Below are 24518 nucleotides of genomic sequence, written 5' to 3' on the forward strand. Positions count from 1 at the left end.
AGCACGGGTGCGAAAATGTCGGAATTGTTTCGGCGGAGCCTATGAATGATTACTTGAGACCTGTTTATCAAACTTTTTAAACGTTTGGCCCCCGGCAGGGCCGCCGGAGGCATTAAGCTAAAAAATTACGATATGAAAATGGTCATCTCTTAAGGTATATAGTTACTATAGGGTCAAGAAAAAAGGAGGCGTCATGCAGGTTAAATTTATGGCCGGAGAGATGGCGAGATTGCACAATATTTCTAAGCAGAGCCTGCTCCACTACGACAGGATCGGCCTTTTTAAGCCCAGGGAGGTCCACAGCAGAACAGGATACCGGTACTACACCCTGGACCAGTTCGAAGACCTGGATGTGATCCTCTGCCTGAAAAACCTGGGGATGAAGCTTGAAGAGATCAAAACCTACCTGACCAAAGAGTCCATTGACGAGCGAATCACGATTCTCGAAGATCAGGAGTCGTTGATCCGGCAAAAGATCCTTGAGATCAAGCGAACCCGCGGGCGGCTGTCATCCATCATCACCGCCCTGAAAAGCCGGCGAACCATCGACCCCATGGACATGGGCATCCGGTGGTTCGACACCATGCATGTCGTCCGAGAGCCGGTGGAATCCCCCCATGACCTCTATGCCCTGGAGCTTGCCATCAAAAAGCTGTTTCAAATCACCCGCGGAAACGACCAGGCAGAAGACCACGAGCTGTTGACCTGCGCCGAGGTCTCCCCGGAGACAGAAGAGCGCTTTCAAAGCGTCGCCCTCCAAGTTCCCGGGGCCACAGGGGCCACCATCCCGGCGGGAGAATATGCATACCTCTACCACAAGGGGCGTTTCGAAGACCTCCCCCTGTCCAGGGCGAAGCTGTGGGCGCATATCGCCCGGCAGGGGTACACAACCGACAACACAGCCATTGAAAAGGTCCTCCTTAATTCCCTGGCCGTCCCCCGTGAAGACGATTACCTCATTGAAATCCGCATGCCGGTAACCAAAAGTCCCGCCCCGTAAGTCACCAGGGCGCCTCTTATGACGTCCCCCCTTCCGCTTTCAACAGATAACCCAGCCAGATATCCGCGTTGCCCCGGGCTGACGCGGAGCGTGACATGGAGAGAACCGACAACCCGGCCCCTTGGGCGACCTGCCTGAAATCGTCATCCTGCCAGTAATAAAAGGAGCGGTCATCGGCATCGGTCCCTTCCCCTTTGCCCTCTTTCACCGAAACATACAGGCGACCGCCGTCTGCCAGGGCTCCTGCAAGGCGGAGAAGATGACCGGGCACCGTCCCGTGGGGAAGATGAACGAGCACCCCGGAAACCAGGATGCCGTCCCAGGGGCGATCCAGAAAATCGGTGGTGGTGAGCTCCCCGACGGTCACGGGGCAGCCCGAATGGGTTTCGGCCAGGGCGGCCAGGGCAGGGGAGGGCTCCAGCCCATGGGGGTAAAAGCCCCTCTCCTTTAACCAGAGAAGGTCCCGGCCGGAACCGCAGCCGATATCAAGGATCCTGGCCCCGGGCAAAAGGGCCTCGGCCAGGGGGGTAAGAATGGGGGTGGGGTCGATGTTCACGGTGGCGTCGAAAAACCGCTGCGCCTCCTGCTCGTAATAGTCCCGTGTGCTGTCATCCATGGCAAAGGCTCCCAACATATTCATTTTCCGGCATCTTTAAGAGAACGAACATTTATTTATTATATAAGTTTCTGAGAAGGCACCGTGGCCCAATACACGAAGCACCACGCGTCGCTATCGCAGTGCCATCTTCTTCTATAGCTTCCAGAGGATTAAAGGCAAGCATTGCCTGACTGAGTGAAGCAACACGTTATCAACGGGACCGCCCAAACGAGCATTCGTTTATCTGTGAAACGGACCAAAATGTTCCTGCCGTCTTTTCCCAGACAGCGGATTCCCCCCCTTTTGCACCAACGGCCCCCCCCCGTGAAAAACCGAGGTGGCCACCCGTCCCCTTCGGCCCCAAAGCTGACACCTCGGAGCTGCGAAGCAGCCGTGAACGCATCGCGCCAACCCCCTTGAATTTTTCAGCCAAATACTTTTAAACGAATATTCATTCATTTTATTTTTTCGATGGTTTTCTGTGGGGAACGTTCCTCGTGGATTTTCCATAGCACCCTCTTTTATGTCAAGGAGCCCGAAACACAGGTGTCTTGGATCTACCGGGTCAGACAAAAGGATATCCACAGAGACGAAAAAGCGAACAATCATTTATTTTCATTTTTTAAGTAAAAACTGTGGAGACACTGCCCTCTTTTTTTTAGAACACCCTTTCCTTATGGCCCGCCATTTAGTAGGTCTCGTGGATACCTCTTTCAAATCGGAGACCAACAGACGGAGCAGTGCCATGGGCTTTGAGACGGACAACCTTCCCCTTTTCGAAAATTCGAGCGACGCCATCATCGTGCTTCAGGACGGCATCATCCGAAACGTCAACGCCAACGGCGTCAAAGTCCTCCGGTACGAGGCCCACGAACTGGTAGGCCATCCCTACGGGGACTTTGTCCATCCGGACGACGCGTCCCTGGTGGACATCCGCTACCGAAAACGGATGAACCACGAGTCCGTTCCCCAGGTCTACCCCTTCCGCCTCATCACCAAGGACGGAGAGATCGTCTGGTTCGAGATCCACGCCATTGAGATCCTCTGGGACGGGCGCCCCGCAAGCCTCACCTTCTTTAACAACATCACCGAACGGGTCCGGGCCCAGGAGGCCCTCCAGGAGAGCGAAAAGGTGACCCGGGGTATCTTGAACGCCATCCCCGACACCATCATCCGCATCATGGAGAGCGGTCGCATCACCACCTACAAGGGGCCGGAGGGCTCCATGGCCGGAGGGAAAGCCCCATATGCCGGCAGCCACCTCTCCGACTTTCTGCCCCGGGAGAAATATGAAGAGGCCATGGACGCCATCGGCAGGGCCCTTGCCAACCACACGGTCCAGCGATTTGAATTCAAATGGGCCGAGGTCCGGGGCACCCAGTGGTACGAGGCCCGGATCATCGCCCTGGCCGGAAATGAGGTGCTGGGGATCCTCCGCAACATCACGGAACGCAAAAGGCAGGAGCGGGCCCTTACCGAACGCCTCCACCACCTGGAGACCCGGGTCAAACAATCCCACGCAATGGGAACCATCATCGGTCGGAGCAAGCCCATGCAGGATGTCCTGGAGACCATCCTCAAGGCGTCCCGGACCACAGCCAACGTCATCGTCTACGGGGAGTCCGGCACCGGAAAGGAGCTGGTCTCCAAGGCGGTCCACGACCTGAGCGACCGGGCCGGGGGAAAATTCGTGCCCGTGAACTGCGCGGCAATCCCAGAAAAACTCATGGAGAGTGAATTCTTCGGATACAAAAAAGGCGCCTTCTCCGGTGCGGACCGGGACACAAAAGGGCTTTTGGAGCTGGCACACGGAGGCACCCTCTTCATGGACGAACTCGGAGAGATCGACCTCAACATGCAGGCCAAGCTCCTGAGGGCCATCGAAGGGGGCGGTTTCCTCCCCGTGGGGGGCCGCGAGACGGTCTACCCGGATATCCGCATCATCGCCGCCACCAACAAAAACCCGGAAGAGCTCGTGAAGCACGGCCTCATGCGCGAAGATTTCTTCTACCGCATCAGCGTCATCCCCATCACCCTGCCCCCCTTGCGGGACCGGCTCGACGACCTCCCCTTTCTCATCCACCACTTTCTGGAAAAACTGGTCACCGGAGAAAAACTCCCCGTGATCCCCTCCCATGTCATGAGCCGGCTCCAGGCCCACCCCTGGCCCGGCAACATCCGGGAGCTCCAGAACGTGATCCACCGGTACATCACCATGACCCGCCTTGACCTGCCCATTCCGGAGCCCCATGCAGACCTGCCGCCGGAACCCCGGGAGGAGGGGTGCCCCAGGCCCCTTGGCGAGGTCCTGGCCGAGGTGGAAAAGGCACACATCCTGCGCACCCTGGAATCAACCCGCTGGCAGAAAGCCCGGGCCGCAGAGCTTCTCGGGGTGCACCGAAAAACCCTGTTCCGAAAACTCAAAGGCTACGGAATCGAATAGTCCCCCGGCGGGACATTTTTGCCCCGCAGCCGCCTTACACCTGTAATCCCGATCCGTTACGTCCTGCCCTCCCACCGCACGTGGCACCAGTGCCACATCCGCGTTTTCCCGGAGGCGCCCCGCGCCTCCTGACCCACACCCCTGTTATCATTGGCCATATACCCCACCCCGGCAAACTGGCATCCCTTTTGCTCATAAAAACAATATTCACAACAAAGAAAATCTGATCTTTCGAGTTCTGACGGTGCAAAGGAGGAGTATGAACCGATACAGCAGCCAGTACAGTGAAAAGTGCGTGCCCGCCGAAGAGGCGGTAAAGGTCGTCAAATCAGGGGACGTGGTGGATTACGGATTTTTCAACGGCAAGCCCGTGGTGTGCGACATCGCCCTGGCGGCCCGCCATGACGAACTTCAGGATGTGGAGATCCATGTGGCCGTCACCCTGCCCCCGGTACCCGAGGTGGTCAAGCACCCTGAGAGCTTTGTCTATCACGATCTCCAGTTCAGCAAGATCTCCCGGGTCCTGCAGAGAGACTTCAACGTGGGGTTCTACTACCCCATCATGTACCACCAGGCCCCCTCGTGGTTCCGGGAGGGCGTGGCCCCCCACCGCAACGTGGTGATCTGCACGGTCTGCCCCATGGACGATCACGGCTACTTCAACCTGGGCCTGCACAATTCCGCCACCCTGGCGGCCATGGAAGAGTCGGACTGCGTCATCGTGGAGGTGAACCCCAACCTGCCCGTCTGCCCGGGGGGTGCCGAAGAGGCCGTCCACATCTCCGCAGTGGATTACGTGGTGGAGGCTCCCGCCGATCTCGCCCTGGCCGATCTGCCCAGCCCCGAGCCCAACGAGCAGGAACGCACCATCGCCGAGCTCATCGTGGACCACATCACAGACGGCTCGTGCATTCAGCTCGGCATCGGCGGCATGCCCAACGCCGTGGGCAAAATCATCGCCCAGTCCGACCTGAAAAACTTAGGGGGACACACGGAAATGCTCTCCGATGCCTACGTGGACATGATCGAATCCGGCCGCATGAACGGTTCCCAAAAAAGCCTGGACCGTTACCGGGTTCCCTACACCTTTGCCATGGGATCCAAGCGCCTCTACGACTTCGTGGACAACAACCCGGCCGCCGCGTCCTACCCGGCCGACTACACCAACGATCCCCGGATCATCGCCAAACTCGACAACTTTGTCTCCATCAACAACGCCCTGCAGGTGGACCTCTACACCCAGGTGAACGCCGAAAGCCTGGGCACCAACCAGGTCTCGGGCAACGGAGGCATGTGGGACTTTGTCATCGGCTCCCAGTGGTCCAAGGGCGGCAAGAGCTTCATCTGCCTCACCTCCACCTTCACCAACTCCAAAGGAGAGCTCCAGTCACGCATCCTGCCCACCTTTACCCCGGGCTCCATCACCACCATTCCGCGCCACATGACCGATTATGTGGTCACGGAATACGGGGCCGTCCAGGTACGGGCACTGTCCACCTGGAAACGGGCCGAGCTGATGATCAGCATCGCCCACCCCGACTTCCGGGAAGGGCTCATCAAGGAGGCGGAAGCCATGAAAATCTGGCGGCACTCCAACAAAAAATAACAAAACAAGAGGTTGCCTCCGGCGGCCCTGCCGGGGGCAAACCGTTTGAAAAGTAAAAAAGTCAGGTTTCAAGGCAGTCTTCGTTCCATCCAAAGGCGTCTGTTTTCCGGCTGTATTCCAGCAACCGGAAGGTTTTTGCGGGGCTTTTTTTAAAAAGCGACCCGCCGGAGGCGCAATGCTGAATAGATTAAGGAGCACCACATGACACACCGCATGAAAGCCCTGCTGGCCTTCCTCACGGCAATGGCCTTTTCTTCCACGGCCGGAGCAACCCTCATCGAAAACAACACCAACCTGAGCGCGGACTGGACCCGCATGCCCGCCCGCGTGGCGGCCACGGACTCCGTGGACGCGGTCCTCTACAACCCGGCCGGCACCATCCGGCTGGGCGAGGGCACCTTTATCATGGCGGGCAACCAGTTCCTGCCCAAGGAGTATAGCCACACCAAGGACGGGGTGCGGCACGAGACCACCACCCTCACCACAGTGGTGCCCAACCTCTTTGCCGTAAAAAACGGAAAAAAATGGAGCGGGTTTGCAGGCTTCGGGGTCATCGGCGGGGGGGGAGCCCTGGAGTATGAAAACGGCATGATCAATAACAAGGCCCTTGGCTACACCGTCACTCAGCTGGCGGGACTCAAGGCCTCTTTAGCCATAGACCCGTCAAACCCGAAAGTAGGTCCTATTCTGACAGAAGAGGTGGCCTCGGCCTGGATCGGAGCCTACGTGGGCGGGGCCTGTGCCGTGAGCGACACCCTTTCGTTGTCCCTGACCGGTCGGTTGGTCTACGGGACCAACACCTATGAAATCGACGACGGCCGATTCCTGGACTATGAAAAGACCGGCACGGGCTTTGCCCCCATCATCGGCTTGAACTACACCCCAAGTCCCACCGTCAACATCGGGTTTCGCCACGAGTTCCGCACCCGGGTGGAGTGGGAGGTGGACAAGATCGACGGCAGCGCCGCAGGGGCAATGGCTTCTGCCCTGGGCAGCAAGGGCGACAAAACCCGAAAAGACTTCCCTGCCATGACCGCCCTGGGCGTCTCCTGGAAGGCCACCGAGTCCCTCACCCTGGCCACGGACGTGAGCTATGCCTGGCATGACGACATCGACTGGGAAGGGGCCGAAGAGGGCCTGGACAACGGGGTGGAGGTGGCCTGCGCCTTTGAGTACGCCGTTACCCCCGGCTTTGCCGTGAGTGCGGGCTACTCCTACTCCAACGCAGGGGTGGACCCGGAGGACTACAGCACGGCCCTCTCCAAAAACGTCTACCACGGCCTCTCCGCAGGGTTCATGGCAGAGCCCGTTGAAGGCCTCCGGTTCAACGTGGGGGCCACCAAGCTCTTTTACGAAGACGACACCGACAGCCACGGCATCACCTATGAAAAGGACCTCTGGATTATCGGCATGGGCGTCCAGTACGCCTTCAGATAAGACAAAGCCACACCGTCCACCCTCATACCTGGCCCTCGGCCTCACCAGCCGACAGGTATAAAAAAACGCCTTCGGATATTCCGAAGGCGTTTTTTGGTTCTCAGTCACCCGCAGCCGGGGATAGAAAAAGGGTGGTCTGGGCCTTTTGCATGCCGTCTATGACGACAAAATAGAAAAAGCGATGCCTCCGGCGGCGAGGTGTGCCACCTCGAAAGCAGGTTGCGAATGCGCTTTCCCCTTCGTTCCTCAGGGAAAATCACATTCGCTCTTAAAAATAAGGGGTTACTCACCAATCACTTTTTTTAAGACCTGTTTGTTAAACTTTTTAAAAGTTTAGCCCCCGGCAGGGCCGCCGGAGGCAACTCTCACCCCTGCGCTTCATCCCGGGGCCGGGTCTTCCAGCGGTTGTGGACCCAGAACCACTGCTCCGGGAATTTCCGGACCATCTTTTCCATGGCATAGCTGAAGTTCTGGGTGTTGGTGCGGACATCGGCCTCGAAGTCACCGGTGTTCACCAGGGGAATCTCCGGGCCGAACTCGCCCCGGACGAACCGGCCGTCCCGGGCCACGAAGTAGGGGATCACCGGAGCGCCGGTGGTGAGGGCCAGCTGGGCGATGCCGTTGTTGGCGCTGGCGGTCTTGCCGAACATGGTGACAAACACGCTTTGGTGGGGCTTGGGGGCGTTCTGGTCACTCAGGAGGCCCACGGCGTTGCCTTGGGAGAGCTCATCCAGAATGCCTTTCACCGCCTTTTTGGTGGGATACATGCGGCAGCCGAAGCGCTCGCGCATCTCCAGGATAAAGCGGTCCATGGGCTTGAAGTCCAGGGGGCGGTACACCGCCGAGATCTGATACCCCGTGGCCCCCATGGAGACGGGGAGAAATTCCCAGTTTCCCATGTGGCAGGTCAGTACCAGAACGCCCTTACCCTTTGCGTGGGCCGCCTTCAGGTGAAAAATACCGTAGATCCGAAACCGGGCCTTGAGATCGGACCAGCTCCAGCGAAGGCTGCGCCCCATCTCAAAGGGAACCAGGGCAATGTGATCAAAGGCCTTCCGGCTCAGTTTCCTGATCTCTTCTTCAGACATCTCCTTGCCGAAGGCGGTGGTCATGTTCTTGATGGCCACCTCTCGGTGGCGCTTGTCCCGCCGGTACCAGATGCCACCGATGGCACTGGCTATTTTCCCGGCCACGGGCTCGGGAATGAGCCCCAACAACAGAAACAACAGACGAACGACCTTGTATACCAGATATTCCATTCCACACATCCACACCCAGGTGTCTCATCACAGGGCAGCACCCGCCTTCCACAGGAAAAAGAACGGTGTGCACCCTTCAAACGTTCCTTCTAAGAGCATAGAACTATACTGACACACCAGGGGTTTGGCAATGGGAAACAGGCTCACGTGCAGGGCGCACGCATGGGTGGGAGATGCAAAGAACAACCCATCAAAACAAGGCTGCCCCCTGGTGAACCACAGGGCCCAGAGGGCTCAGGAAAAAAGCCGGAAAGAAGCCTCCGGCGGGTCGTTTTTTTGAAAAAAAGCTCCGCAAAAAACGTTTCTAATGTGAAAAAGTGGAAATTATTTCGGCGGAGCCTGGAAAGGATTGCTTAAGACCTGTTTGTCAAACCCGGTTTTATAAATCAGGCTAAAAGTTTGGCCCCCGGCAGGACCGCCGGAGGCTGACTCCTCCTCGGGGCGGGTCTTCCAGCGACGGTGCCCCCAGAGCCACTGATCCGGGTAGCGACGCACCATCGTCTCGATGACCCGGTTGAAGGTCTGGGTGTTGGTCACAAGATCCTGCTGGGGATTGCCGGTATCCACCACAGGGAGTTCCGGCCCGAACTCCGCCCGGAACTTGCCGTGTTCGCGCACCACGAAAAAGGAGATCACCGGCACCCCGGTCACCGCGGCAATCTGGGCCAGGCCTTTGTGGGCACTGGCCTTGCGACCCATAAAGTCCACAAAAACCCTCTGGTGGGGCTTGCTGGCGTTCTGATCGATGAGAAGGCCCACCAGGTTGCCCTGATCCAGCTCACGTAAGATCCCGTCCACGGCCTTGCGGGTGGGGTACATGCGGCAGCCGAACTTCTCCCGCATCTCCTTGGTGTAGCGATCCAGGGGCGCAAAATCCAGGGGACGGTACACTGCGGCGGGCTGGAGCCCCGAGGCCACGATGGCCGGGGCCAGGAACTCCCAGTTGCCCATGTGGGCCATGACCACCAGCACCCCCTTGCCTTTTTTATGGGCGTTGATGACGTGGTGTTGACCGTAGTAGCGAAAGTGGTCACTGACGCTCTTCAGGTGCCATCGGGTGCTCTGCCCCAGCTCAAAGAGCATCCGGGCCGTGTTGACAAAATTGCGCCGGGCAAGGGCCGTGAGTTCCTGCTGGTCCATGGAGTCCCCGAAGGCGTGGGTCAGGTTGTCCATGGCCACGAGGCGGCGCCGTATGTCGCCTTTGAACCAGGCATGTCCGAGAAAGTGGGCGAGCCGGTCGGCTCGGTGCTGGGGAATCAGACCGATGAGGGTCAGGGTCAGTCTGATGAGGTGGTAGGCCATGTGTTCGAAATAGTGTTTTATGGTCATCACTACATCCTTCGTGCTGAAAACTCCTCCAAGGTTTTTTACGCAAAAGAATATAGTCCCCCCCGGGCCAACCATGCCAAGGGGAACAGCGATGGAGCCGCACGGGGAATCCCCGTGCGGCTCACAACCGTCTGTCACACTGTTTGTTATGCACCGCCCGAAGGCGGAGACTCAGGACCGAAGCCCCACAGGCCGATCAAGGATCTCCTTCCAGACGATGGCTTCTTTAAGCCTCGTGCGGCGCTTCCTGCCCCGGGCACATGTGCCGTCCTCGGGTGCGGGCGTCACCGACTGGGCCCGCCGTTTTGCCGGCCTCTCTTCCGAGCTGTCCCAGAGGGAGTCAGACTCGTCCGTGGCGTTCCAGCGCTCATGGAGAGCGGGCCTTTCGTCCTCTTCGTCCCAACGTTCATGAAGCTCGGGTCTCTCATCTTCTTCATCCCAGCGTTCATGGAGAAGGGGGCGATGGGCGTCGGAGTCCGCCTCCAGGGTCTCCTCCCGAAGGGGCTCCGCATCCTCCCGGAGGTCGGCCCAGGGGTCGTCGTCCAGGAAGTCGTCCTCCTCGCCTGCGGCTTCACGCTCCGCCTCAAGCCGGGCCCTCTCCATCTCTTCTTTCATCTGGGCGATGATGTCCCCCAGCTTCCCTCTTTTGGGGCTATCGCCCCCTTCCGGGTTCACCGTTGAGATGATCTTCCGCATGACGGAGCGGAAGACGAGGTAGATCACCACGAGGGTGATAAGGAACTTGATACCGCCCATCAGGTGGTCTCCTTGTCATCCGGTCCTTTCTCATCGCCTGCAATGGCGCTGCGCATATCGGTATCGGCCATGATGTTCTTCATTTTATAATAATCCATGATCCCCAGGTTGCCGCTGCGGAATGCTTCGGCCATGGCCAGGGGAACCTGTGCCTCGGCTTCCACAACCTTGGCCTGCATCTCCTGGACCCTGGCTTTCATCTCCTGCTCCACGGCGTAGGCCATGGCACGGCGCTCTTCGGCCTTGGCCTGGGCGATCTTCTTGTCCGCCTCGGCACGGTCGGTCTCCAGATCGGCGCCGATGTTCTTGCCCACGTCCACATCAGCGATATCGATGGAGAGGATCTCATAGGCCGTACCGGAGTCGAGGCCCTTGGCAAGAACGGTTTTGGAGATGGTATCCGGGTTTTCCAGGACCTGCTTGTGGTTTTCGGATGAGCCGATGGTGGAGACGATGCCCTCGCCCACTCGGGCCAGGATGGTGTCTTCACCGGCCCCGCCCACCAGGCGATCGATGTTGGCCCGCACGGTGACTCGGGAGATGGCCTTGAGCTGGATGCCGTCCTTGGCCATGGCCGCGATCTTGGGGGTCTCGATGACCTTGGGGTTAACGCTCATCTGAACCGCCTCGAGCACGTCGCGCCCGGCCAGGTCAATGGCCGCCGCCCGGTTGAACTCCAGGTCGATGTTGGCCTTGTCCGCTGCAATGAGGGCCTGGACCACACGGGCCAGGTTACCCCCGGCCAGGTAGTGGGATTCCAAGAGGTCGGTGCTGATATCGATACCGGCTTTGACCGCCATGATCTTGGACTCAATGATGAGCTTGGGCGGTACCTTTCGGAACCGCATGAAGACGATGTTCAGGATACCCACATGGGCACCGGACACCAGGGCCTGGATCCACAGCTTGATGGCGGAGGCGACCACAAAAAGAATCACCAGCACGATGGCCAGGACGACAAAGGTTAAAATCATGTTTGGGGACATTACGTTCTCCTGATTTTTCACGTTATATACAGGGCCCTTCCATAACGAAGGGCCGGGTTTCAATAAGAGGGGTTCAATCGGCCGCGATCTGCTGTTTCACCACAACGGAGTTGGCCGTGACGGAAAGGACGGTGACCTGGCAGCCTTTTTCTATGTATTCACCGCGCGTCACCACATCGATGCGCTCATCGCCGAGGAGGGCCACGCCCGAGGGACGCAGGTCGGTGAGGGCCTCGCCCTCAAGGCCGAGGAAATGGTCCAGCCCTTTTTTCTGGGACGTGGCTCCCTCCTCGCTTTTCAGCTGTTTCTTAAGGGTCACCGGGGAGTGTTCCAGCACCTTGGCCCCGATGAAAATGGCGGCGGGAATAAGAAAAATATCGGCCAGCAGCAGGGCATAGCCCATCTGGGTGGAGGCCTCGGTAAAAACCATGTACACCGAGAGCACAAACAGGGCCGCGGCCACCACGGAGATCACTCCGAAGGAGGGGATGACAAACTCGGCGATGATGGCGGCAACACCAAGAACTTGAAGGACAATGACGGTTAAGGCAAGTTTCATGGGCTTGGCTGGGTTCCTTTATGCAACAGGTTCGGAAGGGGACTCTTTCCGGGCCACAATGACACGGTTCCCCTCCACGGCGGTGACCACAACATGCTCGTTTCGATCAATAAAATCACCCCGGGTGACCACATCAAAGGGCTCGCCGTAAAACGCGGCCTTTCCGGCCGGCCGCAAGGGGCTCAAGGCCACACCCGTGGCACCTTTTTCAATGCGTGCCGTCTCTTTGGAGTCGGCATGGGATTCCTTTAAGTCCGCGTCCAGGTACGGCCCGCTCACCCGACCGGCCATGGCCGGGACAAGATAGCGCAGCATGGCCATGGCCATGATAAGGGAGGCGCCGAAGGAGGCCACCACGGTAAGCAGGTTTCCCCGGAACAGGTCGCCCTCCCAGGGCAGGTCCGGGTCGGGAATCACAAAATCCTGCAGGGAGAGGATCAGCCCCAGTATCACCAGCAGAAAGCCGATCATACCAGCCAGCCCGAACCCCGGGAGCACGAAAATCTCCACCACCAAAAGCAGCAAGCCGATGACAATGATGAGGATCTCCGCATAGGTGGCAAGGCCCGCAATGTGGTGGCCGAACAAGGCCAGCCCCAGGGCACAGAGCCCCACGATGCCGAAGACCCCGAAGCCCGGGGCCTTGAGCTCGGTGTACAGGGCTCCCAGGCCGATGATCATGAGAATGGGGGCGATGGAGAGAATCCACCCGGAGAGGTCCTCGGACCAGGAGGGGTCCACGCGCTCCGGCACGACCCCGCCCTTGCCCTCGCCTGCCACCACCTCGGCCAGGGTTTTCAAGGTGGCCTTGGAAAACCCGAAGGCATTGGCCTCCACATCGTCCATGGTCAACAACTCGCCTTCCCGCACCACGGTTCGCACGTGGTCGGGCTTTTCCTTCAAGTCCTCGTAGGCCTGCCTCTCCAGATAGACGGTCTTGCCGTCGGCTTCATAGGCAACGATCTCCAGCTCCGCCGTCACCATGGACTCGGCCAGGGCTTCGCTGTAGCCGTTTTTCCGGGCCAGGGCGCGGAACTTGGCCCGCAGGGGAGACTGGAATTTCTCCCCCAGCATCTTGGGGCCTTCCTGACTCACGGCAATGGGGGCGCAATCCCCGATGGTGGTGCCCGGGGACATGGTCAGGGCGTCGGCAGAAAGGGCGATAAGGGCCCCGGCGCTGATGGCTTTTGTCTTCACCCAGGCCACGCTGGGGGATTCAAGGGCCGTGATGGCGTCGACTATTTTAAAGGCCGAATCCACCCGACCGCCGAAGGTATCCATCTCGAAAATCACCAGGGAAGCCCCTTCGGCGTCCCGTGTGGCACGCTCCACAAAGGCGGCCATGGCCGGAGAAACTTCACCGGAGATAGGAATGACGAGGACCTCGGGCCCTTCGGCCCGGGCCGTGGCGCAAAACGGGCCCGTCGACAGAAAACACGACAGAATCCATCCAAAGAAAAAACATGCCGCAACAGGAAAAGAGGTCAACTTTTGCATGGTGATGCCTGGGGTTCAGGTAAAGAGAGCGATGCCGGGAGCCGGACAACACGCCGCCGGAGCAGGGAAGTATGGCCCTGACAACCCTATAAATGAAGGATGCGCACCGGTTTTGCCTCCGTGGGAGGTAAATTCGCCGGATGACACCTGATTGACTATTCGTATATACAGGAAAAGGGAAAACCGTGCAAGATCACGTCGCCCCCGAGCCGCAACCATCCATCAACACGAATGAACAATGAAATCAAAATAATTCACGTTTGAGCACCATTTATTTGGCCCCGCGCTTCTGCTATAGTGCGGCGGTTTATCAGGAACATAATCAAACCATGGAGCCATACGACAAGGAGGCCGCCACCGGACCGGAGCACGGTACCTGCGGGCAAACCGGCGTGCCCTGAGTCGGCGAGCATGCCCGGGCCATCACGGTGCGGCACCGCTGCCGGGTCATCCTGTGATTTTCTCCTTTGTCACCTTGGCCTCCGGCCCGGCAAGCCCACTGCCCGACGGGGAATAGGGCATGATTCCCACAGGATTCGCCTTGGGGTAAGCCATGGTTTTTGATACCGTTTATACTATCAAAACCCTGGAAGGTAACGAAGGAAAAACAGGTTCGTATCCTTACGGGTAGGCAAACGCAATATCCTTTAACGATGCATACTTCAGCCTCGTTTGAAAGGAAAGTAGTTCTTGACACAAAAACGGAAATTGTTCTATATCAATCGTTTAAACTCGGAAAGTTCCGTTTCATCATTAAGTTGCTGTTACAAATGTAATTCTTAGGAAACCCGCGTGCGCATGCAGGCGGGTGCGAGGAACCATGGGTATTTACAAACACCTCGACAGCCATGCCAAAGAGATCATCAGCGCATGGACCGCACGTTTTGCCGGAAACTACTCTTCCGACGGCAGCCGATTCATCATGAAGGAGAAAGACCCCTTCAACAACCCCATCGGCGCCATGGCCAAGGAAGGGTTCACCGACGTTTTTGCTCTGGTGGCCGCGAAAAACGAGCCCGACCCCGAGGTACTCCGCCAGAAGCTCGACCCGCTCATCCGGTTGCGTGCGGTGCAGGCCTTTGTCCCCAGCGAAGGGGTGGCCTTTATCTTTGCGCTGAAAACCGTGGTGAAAGAGGCCCTGAAAAAAGAGATCAAAGAGGGCAAGGTGACCCAGAAGGATCTCGACGGCTTCTACAACCGCGTGGACCGGCTCAGCCTGGCGGCTTTTGACATCTACATGGCCTGCCGGGAGCAGATCTACCGGCTGCGGGCCAGCGAAGTGCGTACCCGCACGCTCAACATTCTGAAGAACAAGGATATATTGTGTGAGGTTCCCGAAGTCGGGACCGAAATTTTACCACATGATGTTTATAAAAACGGGGGCTTTGAGAAATCGGACGAGGAACCGGATCGAGGGCTGTAGGGCGGGGGTGTGTCAGCCTCTCCGGGAGGGTTGCCGGCCTTCCCGACATGTGAGGTTGTGTCCGTCTTTTACAAACTTTCAATTCGGGTGCGTTCGTTTGATCAAGCACCAAAGGGTGAGGAAAAGGTATGAACGTTAATATTGTGTTGTCCCTGGTAGCGGTCGTTGTGCTGGGTGCACTCGCCTTTCTGGGCGGCAGTGCGCCTGCGCTGCAGGGAGTGTTTGGGATCCTGATACCCTACATCGCCTTTGTCGTGTTCCTGGGCGGTTTTATCTGGCGTATCATGAAGTGGGCCAAGTCACCGGTTCCCTTCCGCATCCCGACCACCTGCGGTCAGCAAAAATCATTGCCCTGGATCAAGCATGACAAGCTTGAGAACCCTTACACCGGACTCGGTGTGGTGGGCCGCATGGCCTTTGAGATCCTGACCTTCAGGTCTCTGTTCCGCAACACCAAGGCGGAAATCAAGGGTGACCGGATCTCTTATGAATGGGAAATCTGGCTCTGGCTGTTTGCCCTGGCATTCCATTACAGCTTCCTGGCGGTGCTCGTCCGTCACATGCGCTTCTTCCTGGAGCCTGTGCCGTTCTTCATCGAAGCTCTGGAATTCATCGACGGTTTCTTCCAGATCGGCCTTCCCATCGTGCTGCTCTCCGGGGTGGTCCTGCTTGCCGCAGTCTGCTTTCTCTTCCTGCGGCGTGTGACCAAACCCAACCTTCGGTACGCCTCCCTGGCAGCCGATTACTTCCCCCTCTTCCTGATCATGGCCATCGCAGGTACCGGCATCTACATGCGATACTTCCTGAGGGTGGACGTGGTGGCCGTCAAAGAACTCACCATGGGCCTGGTGACACTGCACCCCACGATTCCGGCCAACATTGACCCCTTCGTTTACGTGCATCTGTTCTGCGTATGCGTACTCTTCGTGTACTTCCCCTTCAGCAAGCTGATGCATGCCGGTGGTATTTTCCTTTCTCCCACCCGAAACATGGCCAACAACAGCCGAGCCAAGAGACACATCAACCCCTGGAACCCCGATCTTCCGTTCGTAACCTACGAGAAATACGAAAACGAATTCAGAGAGAAGATGATCGAAGCGGGTCTCCCAGTGGAAAAGGAGTCATAAATCGTGGATATCAAACCGGAAGAGATGATCAAAATAGACAACGCTGTTCCCAAGAAGTCGTGGATGGACACGCCGCCGGACCTGTCCGAAGGCAAGTTCTGCTATCCCGCCAAGGCCAAGACCTTGGACTACCTTGGGCTCCCCAACGGCCGCGACTGGTCCCCCGCCGACGAGGACTGGCAGCTTCCCGAAAACTGGCAGCAGATCATTCACGAAGGCTTCAAGGAGCGCCTGGACAAGTACCGCTCCCTCAAGGTCTTCATGGACATCTGTGTCCGCTGCGGTGCCTGCGCCGACAAGTGCCACTTCTACATCGGCTCGGGTGACCCCAAGAACATGCCTTTCTTAAGGGCTGAGCTGCTCCGAAGCATCTACCGAAACGACTTCACCACCGTGGGCAAGCTCCTCGGTAAGTTCGGCGGTGCCCGGAAGATGACCCCCCAGGTCATCAAAGAGTGGTTCTCCTATCTTTATCAGTGCACCGAATGCCGAAGGTGTTCCGTCTTCTGCCCCTACGGCATCGACACCGCCGAGATCACCATGATGGGCCGCGAGCTCTTGAACCTCCTCGGCGTGAACATCAACTGGATCAAGGATCCCGTGGCCAACTGCTCCAAGACGGGTAACCACCTCGGTATCCAGCCCCAGAACTTCAAAGAGATCATTGAGTTCTTCTGCGAAGACATCGAAGAGATCACCGGCGTCAAGATCAACCCCAGCTTCAACCGCAAGGGTGCCGAGATCCTCTTTGTGACCCCTTCAGGTGACGCTTTCGCCGACCCCGGTACCTACACCTTCATGGGGTACCTGATGCTCTTCGAGCACATCGGCCTGGACTACACCCTCTCCACCTACGCCTCTGAGGGCGGCAACTTCGGCCTCTTCACCTCCGCCGACCAGATGAAAAAGCTCAACGCCAAGATGTACCACGAGGCAGAGCGCCTCGGCGTCAAGTACATCCTGGGCGGCGAGTGCGGCCACATGTGGCGCGTCATCAACCAGTACATGGGGACCATGAACGGCCCGGCCAACTTCCTGGAGACCCCGGTGAACCCCATCACCGGAACCGTCTTTGAGAACGCCGCGTCCACCAAGATGATCCACATCGCTGAGTTCACCGCCGACCTCATCAAGCACAACAAGCTCAAGCTCGACCCGAGCCGCAACGACCACCTGAAGGTCACCTGGCACGACTCCTGTAACCCGGCCCGTGCCATGGGTATGCTCGACGAGCCCCGCTACGTGCTGAAGAGCGTCTGCAACAACTTCCACGAAATGCCTGCCAACACCATCCGCGAGCAGACCTTCTGCTGCGGCTCCGGTGCGGGCCTCAACACCGAAGAGATCATGGAACAGCGCCTCCGAGGCGGCCTGCCCCGTGCCAACGCGGTCAAGTACGTCCACGACAAGTACGACGTCAACACCCTGGCCTGCATGTGCGCCATCGACAGGGCGGCCCTGCCTCCCCTCATGGACTACTGGGTACCCGGCGTGGAAGTCACCGGCCTCCACGAGCTGGTAGCCAACGCCCTGGTCATGGACGGTGAAATTGAACGAACCACAAACCTGAGGTTTGAGGATTTACCTGGAGCGGAGGGTGATTCTGATGAATGATAAAGGTAAAATATTAGCCGGAGTGGCCATCTTCGCCGTCCTGGTCTCCTTCCCGTTCTGGTACAACACGGGATCGGCCAAGCCTGCGCCGGAGCTGGTCATCGCTCCGGAAGCCAAAGCCGCCGGAGCATGTATCCTCCCCAAGGACCAGATGGCCAAGGAGCACATGCAGCTTCTGGACGGCTGGAGAAACTCGGTGGTTCGCGACGGTCACCGCATTTATGTGGCGGATGACGGCAAGAAGTACAACATGAGCCTGTCCAACACCTGCCTTGAGTGCCACACCAACAAGGCGGACTTCTGCGACAAGTGCCATGAGTACGCCTCTGTTAACCCCTACTGCTGGGATTGCCACGTGAATCCGAAGGAGAAGTAGTGATGAAAGAGAGCAGACGAAGCTTCCTGAAGATCGCCGGCGTATCCGCACTGGGCCTGACAGCCGCGTCCAATGCGCATGCCATCGGCGAGTACTTCATCCCTTCAGGCAAAGCCATCAAAGACCAGAAGGTCACCGAAGCGGATCGATGGGGCATGGTCATCGACACCCGCAAGCTCACCCACGAGCTGAACGAAAAGATCGGGAAGGCATGCCACCTGAACCACAACGTTCCCGAGCTTGACAACAAAAACCACGAGATCAAGTGGATCTGGGAAGAGCACTACGAGCACGCCTTTACCCAGCAGCCCAACGAGTACCAGTCTGAAAAGGCGGAACACGCCCCCATCCTGGTCCTCTGCAACCAGTGCGAAAACCCTCCCTGCGTCCAGGCCTGCCCCACCAAGGCGACCTTCAAGCGGGAAGACGGCATCGTTCTCATGGACTTCCACCGCTGCATCGGCTGCCGCTTCTGCATGGCTGCCTGCCCCTACGGCTCCCGCAGCTTCAACTTCCAGGACCCCAGAAACGGCCTGGAAGACGGAAAGCCCACCAACCCCGAGTTCCCCACCCGTACCAAGGGTGTCGTGGAGAAGTGCAACTTCTGCGCGGAAAGACTGGCCGTTGGCAAGGACCCCTACTGCGTTGAGGCTTCTGAAGGCGCCATCGTCTTCGGCGACCTCTCCGATGAAAAATCGGAAATTCGCAAGGTCCTCAAAGAGAACTACACCATTCGGCGAAAGGCCAGTCTCGGTACCGGGCCTTCGGTCTTCTACATCGTTTAACGGGAGGTCATCATGCTTGAAAAAGCATTAAGCGGAAGCAGAAATTACTGGCTGTGGCTTGCCGGTCTGACGGCCGTCATTGCTGTGGCCTTCATGGGATACATGGAGCAGTGGGACTTCGGTCTCGGTGTCACCGGCATGAGCCGGGACGTCTCCTGGGGCTTTTACATTGCCCAGTTCACCTTCCTCGTCGGTGTTGCCGCCGGGGGCGTGATGCTGGTCCTGCCCTACTACCTGCACGACTACAAAGCCTTCGGCCGCATCACCATCCTCGGTGAGTTCTTGGCCGTGGCCGCCGTGGTCATGTGCATGCTCTTCATCGTGGTGGACCTTGGTCAGCCCACGCGTGCCATGAACGTGGTCTTAAATGCCACCCCCCACTCGATGCTCATGTGGGATGCCATTGTTCTCAACGGCTATCTCTTCCTGAACATCATCATCGGCTGGAAGCTCCTGGAAGCCGAGCGGAATGCGGTTCCCGCACCCAAGTGGGTGAAGTTCCTCATCTACGTCTCCATTCCCTGGGCCTTCGGTATCCATACCGTCACCGCCTACCTGTACTGCGGCCTTCCCGGTCGTGGCTACTGGCTCACGGCGATCCTGGCTCCCAGGTTCCTGGCCTCGGCCTTTGCCGCCGGTCCCGCGTTCTTGATCCTCCTTTGCTTCATCGTTCGCAAAGTGACCAAGTTCGATCCCGGCACAAAAGCGATGCAGACCCTCATGAAGATCATCACCTACGCGCTCATCGCCAACGTGTTCTTCTTCCTGTGCGAAGTCTTCACCGTCTTCTACAGCAAGATCCCCGAGCACATGGACCACCTGAAGTATCTCTTCTTCGGCCACGGCGACAAGGCAGCCCTTGTGCCCTGGATGTGGACCTCCATGTTCCTGATGATCTCGGCCATTATCCTTCTTGTCATTCCCAAGATCCGGAACAACGAGAAGTACATGCCCTTCCTCTGCATCATGGTGTTCCTCGGAACCTGGATCGACAAAGGCATGGGCATGATCGCCGGCGGCTTTGTCCCCAACGCCATGCACACCTACCATGAGTACGTCCCCACTCCCCTGGAGATCCTCATCACCGTAGGTGTCTACGCTGTTGGCTTCCTGGTCGTGACCATCCTCTACAAGATCGCCACCAAGATCAAAGAAGAGGTCAACGCCTAAGGCCCACGCATCCGACAGGTTGTATTAATCCGGAATGCCAACTGGATTGTTAAAAAAACCCGCTCTCCTGATTTCAGGGGAGCGGGTTTTTGTTTTGTCTTTCACCCCGCAGAAACAAAGATCCTCCACCCTAAGTTCGATTTGACCCGGCTGTGTCGTTCAACCCTTTGATCTTGACTCACCCCAAAGAAAATGTTTAAAAAAGCGCATGCGTTAACGTAGAACACATATTCTAGAATCGAACCCCCTCCCCCCGGAATACCGCCCTCAGCCCCATCTGATCCCCCACCTCCGGGGGGGCACGACCTTTACGAGAGAGAGAAAGACAAGAGGTGCCCATCCATGAAAGCAGGACTTGACTTCGGATCCAAATATATCCACTACGCCGTCCTCGACGCCCACCGCGTCGTTACCAGCGGCAGCATCCTTCACAACGGCAACCTGGAAGAGGCCCTCACCCGGTCCAGGCATGCCATGGAAGCCGAAGCGGGCGGCACCATCTCCCGGTTCGGGGTCACCGGTAACATCACCCTTGCCGAGGCCCGCGTCTTTGACCCGGTCATCGCCTCGGTGGAGGCCGCGGCCTTTCTCAAGACCCCCTGCCGGAACATTCTCTCCATCGGGTGCGAGAGCTTCTACCTCATCCGCCTGGACGATGAAGGCAACTACATGGAGCATGTGGTGAACTCCGACTGCGCCTCGGGCACCGGCTCCTTCATCGACCAGCAGGCCGAGCGCCTCGGCTTCACCACCGAAGCCCTTGCCGAAAAGGCTGCTGCCTTCACCGGCAAGGCCCCGTCCATTGCCACCCGCTGCGCGGTCTTTGCCAAGAGCGACATCATCCATGCCCAGGCCCAGGGCTACGCCAAAGAGGCCATTGCCACCGGCCTGTGCGAAGGGGTGGCCCGAAGCGTCCTGGCCAACACAGTAAGGGGACGCGAGCTTACGGGGGACATGCTCTTTATCGGCGGCATGGCGGCCAACGCCAAGATTGTCCGGGAGGTGGAGGCCGCCCTTGGCCTTGCCGTCACGGTTCCTGAAAACGCCCAGGCCGTCAACGCCATCGGGGCCGCTTCCCTGGCCGACCAGCCCTGGGAGTCAAGCAGAAACCTCATCGCCCGCATGGGCCGGGAGCGAACCGTGCGCCCCAGCCTGGATACGGACATGCCCCACTACCCGGAATTTGACGGCCTCTCCGCTTACGAAGCCGACGGCATCGAGGTGACCCTCTACAGGACCCCTGAATCAACCTGCGAAGCCTACATGGGCATCGACGTGGGCTCCACCAGCACCAAGGCGGTCCTCACGGACAAAGAAGGCGCCATCCTGGCCGGTCTCTACGGACGCACCCAGGGCGACCCCGTGGATGCCGTCACCCGCCTCTTCGGCCAGGTCAAGGAGCTTTTCAAGGAAGTGAACCTCGTCATCTGCGGGGTGGCCACCACCGGCTCGGGCCGGGAGCTCATCAAGGAGGTCGTGGGCGCCGACCTTGCCATCAACGAAATCACGGCCCACGCCAAGGGTGCCACCTTCCTGGACCCTGCCGTGGACACCATCATCGAGATCGGCGGCCAGGACTCCAAGTTCACCCTCTTAAACGACGGGGTGGTGAAGCATGCCGTCATGAACTACGTCTGCGCCGCAGGCACCGGCTCCTTCATCGAAGAGCAGGCCAAGCGCCTCCACATGACCCTGCCGGAGATCTCCGACATCGTGGAAGGGGCCAAGGCCCCCTTCACCTCAGACCGCTGCACCGTCTACATGGAAAGGGACCTCAACACCTTCCTGGCCGAAGGGTGGAAACGGGAAGAGATCATGTCCGCGGTGCTCCACAGCGTCCGGGACAACTACCTCTCCAAGGTGGTGGGCAAAAGCACTCCCGGCAGTCGGGTCTACTTCCAGGGGGCCACAGCCCGCAACAAAGCCCTGGTGGCCTGCTTTGAGCGGGAGCTGGGCCAGGAAGTCCGCGTCTCCAAGTTCTGCCACCTCACCGGCGCCCTGGGCTGCGCCGTGGCCCTGAAAGACGCAGGCCTTGCAACCTCCACCTTCACGGGCATCGATTTCTCCTGCACCGTGGAGACCGAAATCTGCGAGCTCTGCACCAACCGCTGTGAGCTGCGCGTCTACACCGTGGGAGGCAAGAAAAACGCCTGGGGCCTCAAGTGCGGCAGGGACTATGAAGAGAAAAAGGTGGGGGGAAAAGAGACCGTCTCCCGCCTTGAAAAACAATTCAAAGCCACCTTCAAAACCGAGGACACCGCGGTCGAAGGCAACAAAACCGTGGGCATCCCCGAGACCCTCTTCATGGTGGAGTACGCCCCCCTGTTCAAGGACCTCTTCCAGCGCCTGGGCTTCAACGTGGTGGTGGAAAAGAGCACGGCCAAAAAACTGGCCCAGGGCATGAAGCTCATCAACGCGGACTTCTGCACCCCCATGGCCCTTACCCACGGCATGGTGGCGGCCCTGGATCGGCCCGGAGTGGACTATATATTCCTGCCCACCCTCATCAGCGAGCAGAGCCTCCTTGAGACCCTTCCCATGGAGCAGCCCTTTGCAGAGAAAAGCACGGACAGCTACTTCTGCTACTACTCCTCCTATGCGGCCACCATCATCAACAACCTGCCCGGCATGGACTTCGGCGGCCGCCTGCTCCACCCCACCGTCCGCATGAACAACGTGGCCGACGAAATCGTGGGCGAGCGCCTCGCCGCCGACCTCGCGCCGGTGCTGGGCCTGCCGGAAGAGGCCGTGGTCCATGCCTTCATCGACGCCAAAAAAGCCTTTTCGGCCAAGAAAACAGCCTGGGCTGCCGAAGGCACCAAGCGCCTGGCCACCCAGGGCGACACCCCCAAAATCCTCCTGCTGGGCCGCCCCTACGCCCTCTTTGACAAGCGGGTCAACCTGGGCATCCCTGCCCGCATGGAGTCCATGGGCTTTGAGCTCGTCTCCCAGTCCATGCTGGACCTGACGCCCACCCCCGACGACCTGCCCGATCACCTGGCCAACATGCACTGGTACTTCGGCCAGCAGATCCTCCTGGCCCTGGACGCGGTGCGGAAAAACCCCGACCTCTACCCGGTTTTCCTCACCTGCTTCCGATGCAGCCCGGACGCCTACCTGATGAACCACATCAAGGACGCCATGGAGAAAATGGGCAAACCCTACCTCATCCTCCAGCTGGACGAACACGCAAGCGACGTGGGCTACCTCACCCGCATTGAAGCAGCCATCGACACCTTTGTGGCCGACTACGATCGCAGAAAAGCCGAAAGCAAAGAGATCGTCATCCCCAGGACCACCTTTGCCCCGGACACCCCCGAAGAGGGAGACACCGTCCTCATCCCCATGGTGGACGCCCGCATCAACCGCCTCCAGGCCGAGGTCTTCAAGGCCGCCGGGTACAAGGCAGAGGTCCTCCCCATGGACAACACCACCTTGAACCTCGGGTACCGCTTTGCCAGCGGTGGGGAGTGCCTGCCCAACGTGGCCATCGTGGGCTCGGTCATCTCCCGGCTCTCACAAGGGGACCTGGCACCGCACAACGCCATTGTCTACCTGCCCAACATCTGCCTCTCCTGCAACTTCAACCAGTACGCCAACCTCATCAAGGCTGCTGGCGCCAAGGCAGGCTTTGCAGGCATCAAGGTGATGAACACCAACGGACAGGCCGCCGTGCCGGGCATCTCCGCCCGCCACAACGCCCAGCTCCTCTCGGTGACCATCTTAAGCTCCATCCTCTCCAAGCTGAGGTTCCGCTTCCTCCCCTACGAAACCAAGGAAGGCGACACCCTCGCAGCCGTGGATGAGGCAGAAAAGATCATCGCCTGGCATATTCAGAATCGAAAATCCCTCATGACCGCCGCGGAAAAGGTGCGGGAACTCTTTGACGGGCTCCCCCTGCCGAAGACGAGAAAACCCCGCATCGCCATCCTCGGGGACATGTACGCCAAGTACAACGAGGTCTTGAACGAAGCCATCTGCGACCACGCCGAAGCCTTGGGCGGCGAGGTGATCCTCCCCTCCTACAACGAGCTGGTGGTCCACTCCATCTTTGCCGACACCCGGCAAAACCACTGCGGAGACAAACTCCTGGGCACCATGACCGGCTACGAGGAAAAATTCGAAGCCATCTTTGAAGGCCTCCTCGAAGGGGTCACCGAGCCCCCCTTGGACGAATGCCAGGCCCTCATGGAAGAGTTCGGCCTCACCAGCTTCATCGCCGGCGAGACCGCCGTCTCCTTAGGTAGAATGCTCTACTACGTGAAGCACGGCCTTGTCTCCGCCGTGATCCACGTCAACCCGGTCTTCTGCTGCCCCGGGGTCATCAGCGCCTCCATCTTCCGCAAGATCCAGGAGCGCTACGGCGTGCCCGTCATCGACCTCTTCTACGACGGCACCAACAAACCCAACCGCATGATCGATCCCCACATGTTCTACCTCACGCGCAAGGCGGGGTAAGAAACAAGGCCTCCGGCGGCCCTGCCGGGGGCCAACTTTTTAAAAAGGTTGCCAAACAGGTTTTAAGAAGGCGGTCCAGCGCCGCCTCCTGAAAA

The 24518-nt window shown here is 58.8% G+C and carries 18 protein-coding genes; 11 read left to right on the forward strand and 7 right to left on the reverse strand.

From position 1 onward, the window contains the following. Positions 1-193: 193 nt before the first annotated feature. The gene (locus tag MSL71_RS06155; protein ID WP_180137867.1) at positions 194-1000 is read left to right on the forward strand and encodes a MerR family transcriptional regulator; all 807 of its coding nucleotides are present in this window, start codon (positions 194-196) and stop codon (positions 998-1000) included. 16 nt (positions 1001-1016) lie between these two features. Here the strand turns inward: MSL71_RS06155 and MSL71_RS06160 are convergent, their stop codons facing one another. After that, a complete protein-coding gene (locus MSL71_RS06160; RefSeq protein WP_180137869.1) occupies positions 1017-1616 on the reverse strand; it encodes a class I SAM-dependent methyltransferase in 600 nt (199 codons plus the stop codon). Between the two features lie 682 nt (positions 1617-2298). On the opposite strand from MSL71_RS06160, the gene MSL71_RS06165 reads away from it, so the two are divergent. The 3 genes from MSL71_RS06165 (at position 2299) to MSL71_RS06175 (ending at position 7084) form a co-directional block, all read left to right on the forward strand. Then, positions 2299-4041, forward strand: coding sequence for a sigma 54-interacting transcriptional regulator (locus MSL71_RS06165; RefSeq protein WP_180137870.1), 1743 nt, complete (start codon positions 2299-2301; stop codon positions 4039-4041). A gap of 259 nt (positions 4042-4300) precedes the next feature. Further along, positions 4301-5647 (forward strand): acetyl-CoA hydrolase/transferase family protein, encoded by a 1347-nt coding sequence (locus MSL71_RS06170; RefSeq protein WP_180137872.1) that lies wholly within the window; start codon positions 4301-4303, stop codon positions 5645-5647. Between the two features lie 201 nt (positions 5648-5848). Next, positions 5849-7084, forward strand: coding sequence for an OmpP1/FadL family transporter (locus MSL71_RS06175; RefSeq protein WP_180137874.1), 1236 nt, complete (start codon positions 5849-5851; stop codon positions 7082-7084). Positions 7085-7449: 365 nt separating this feature from the next. Here the strand turns inward: MSL71_RS06175 and MSL71_RS06180 are convergent, their stop codons facing one another. The 6 genes from MSL71_RS06180 to MSL71_RS06205 form a co-directional block, all read right to left on the reverse strand. Then, positions 7450-8343 carry a lysophospholipid acyltransferase family protein gene (locus tag MSL71_RS06180; RefSeq protein WP_180137876.1) on the reverse strand — a complete coding sequence of 298 codons (894 nt, stop codon included), beginning with the start codon at positions 8341-8343 and terminating at the stop codon, positions 7450-7452. Between the two features lie 324 nt (positions 8344-8667). Beyond that, complete coding sequence (locus MSL71_RS06185) at positions 8668-9672, reverse strand: lysophospholipid acyltransferase family protein (protein ID WP_180137878.1); 1005 nt, start codon at positions 9670-9672, stop codon at positions 8668-8670. Between the two features lie 171 nt (positions 9673-9843). Next, entirely contained in the window at positions 9844-10428 is a 585-nt protein-coding gene (locus tag MSL71_RS06190) for a hypothetical protein (RefSeq protein ID WP_180137880.1), read from the reverse strand. Next, entirely contained in the window at positions 10428-11414 is a 987-nt protein-coding gene (gene floA / locus MSL71_RS06195; protein ID WP_180137882.1) for a flotillin-like protein FloA, read from the reverse strand. The genes MSL71_RS06190 and floA overlap by 1 nt, the downstream gene beginning before the upstream one ends. A 73-nt stretch (positions 11415-11487) precedes the next feature. Continuing rightward, positions 11488-11973, reverse strand: coding sequence for an NfeD family protein (locus tag MSL71_RS06200; protein WP_180137884.1), 486 nt, complete (start codon positions 11971-11973; stop codon positions 11488-11490). Between the two features lie 18 nt (positions 11974-11991). After that, the gene (locus MSL71_RS06205) at positions 11992-13470 is read right to left on the reverse strand and encodes an NfeD family protein (RefSeq protein ID WP_180137886.1); all 1479 of its coding nucleotides are present in this window, start codon (positions 13468-13470) and stop codon (positions 11992-11994) included. Between the two features lie 820 nt (positions 13471-14290). On the opposite strand from MSL71_RS06205, the gene MSL71_RS06210 reads away from it, so the two are divergent. From MSL71_RS06210 to MSL71_RS06240, 7 genes are all read left to right on the forward strand, one after another. Continuing rightward, positions 14291-14893, forward strand: coding sequence for an RsbRD N-terminal domain-containing protein (locus tag MSL71_RS06210; RefSeq protein WP_180137888.1), 603 nt, complete (start codon positions 14291-14293; stop codon positions 14891-14893). A 128-nt stretch (positions 14894-15021) separates the two neighbouring features. Continuing rightward, positions 15022-16020 carry a sulfate reduction electron transfer complex DsrMKJOP subunit DsrM gene (dsrM, locus tag MSL71_RS06215; RefSeq protein ID WP_180137890.1) on the forward strand — a complete coding sequence of 333 codons (999 nt, stop codon included), beginning with the start codon at positions 15022-15024 and terminating at the stop codon, positions 16018-16020. A 24-nt stretch (positions 16021-16044) separates the two neighbouring features. Beyond that, positions 16045-17634, forward strand: coding sequence for a sulfate reduction electron transfer complex DsrMKJOP subunit DsrK (gene dsrK, locus MSL71_RS06220; RefSeq protein ID WP_180138976.1), 1590 nt, complete (start codon positions 16045-16047; stop codon positions 17632-17634). After that, positions 17627-18010 (forward strand): sulfate reduction electron transfer complex DsrMKJOP subunit DsrJ, encoded by a 384-nt coding sequence (gene dsrJ / locus MSL71_RS06225; protein WP_180137892.1) that lies wholly within the window; start codon positions 17627-17629, stop codon positions 18008-18010. The genes dsrK and dsrJ overlap by 8 nt, the downstream gene beginning before the upstream one ends. Positions 18011-18012: 2 nt before the next feature. Continuing rightward, positions 18013-18795, forward strand: coding sequence for a sulfate reduction electron transfer complex DsrMKJOP subunit DsrO (dsrO, locus tag MSL71_RS06230; RefSeq protein WP_180137894.1), 783 nt, complete (start codon positions 18013-18015; stop codon positions 18793-18795). Positions 18796-18807: 12 nt separating this feature from the next. After that, positions 18808-19965, forward strand: coding sequence for a sulfate reduction electron transfer complex DsrMKJOP subunit DsrP (gene dsrP / locus MSL71_RS06235; protein ID WP_180137896.1), 1158 nt, complete (start codon positions 18808-18810; stop codon positions 19963-19965). Between the two features lie 342 nt (positions 19966-20307). Beyond that, a complete protein-coding gene (locus MSL71_RS06240; RefSeq protein WP_180137898.1) occupies positions 20308-24423 on the forward strand; it encodes an acyl-CoA dehydratase activase in 4116 nt (1371 codons plus the stop codon). Positions 24424-24518: the final 95 nt, after the last annotated feature.

This window comes from Desulfoluna butyratoxydans (assembly GCF_900699765.1).
GTDB lineage: Bacteria > Desulfobacterota > Desulfobacteria > Desulfobacterales > Desulfolunaceae > Desulfoluna > Desulfoluna butyratoxydans.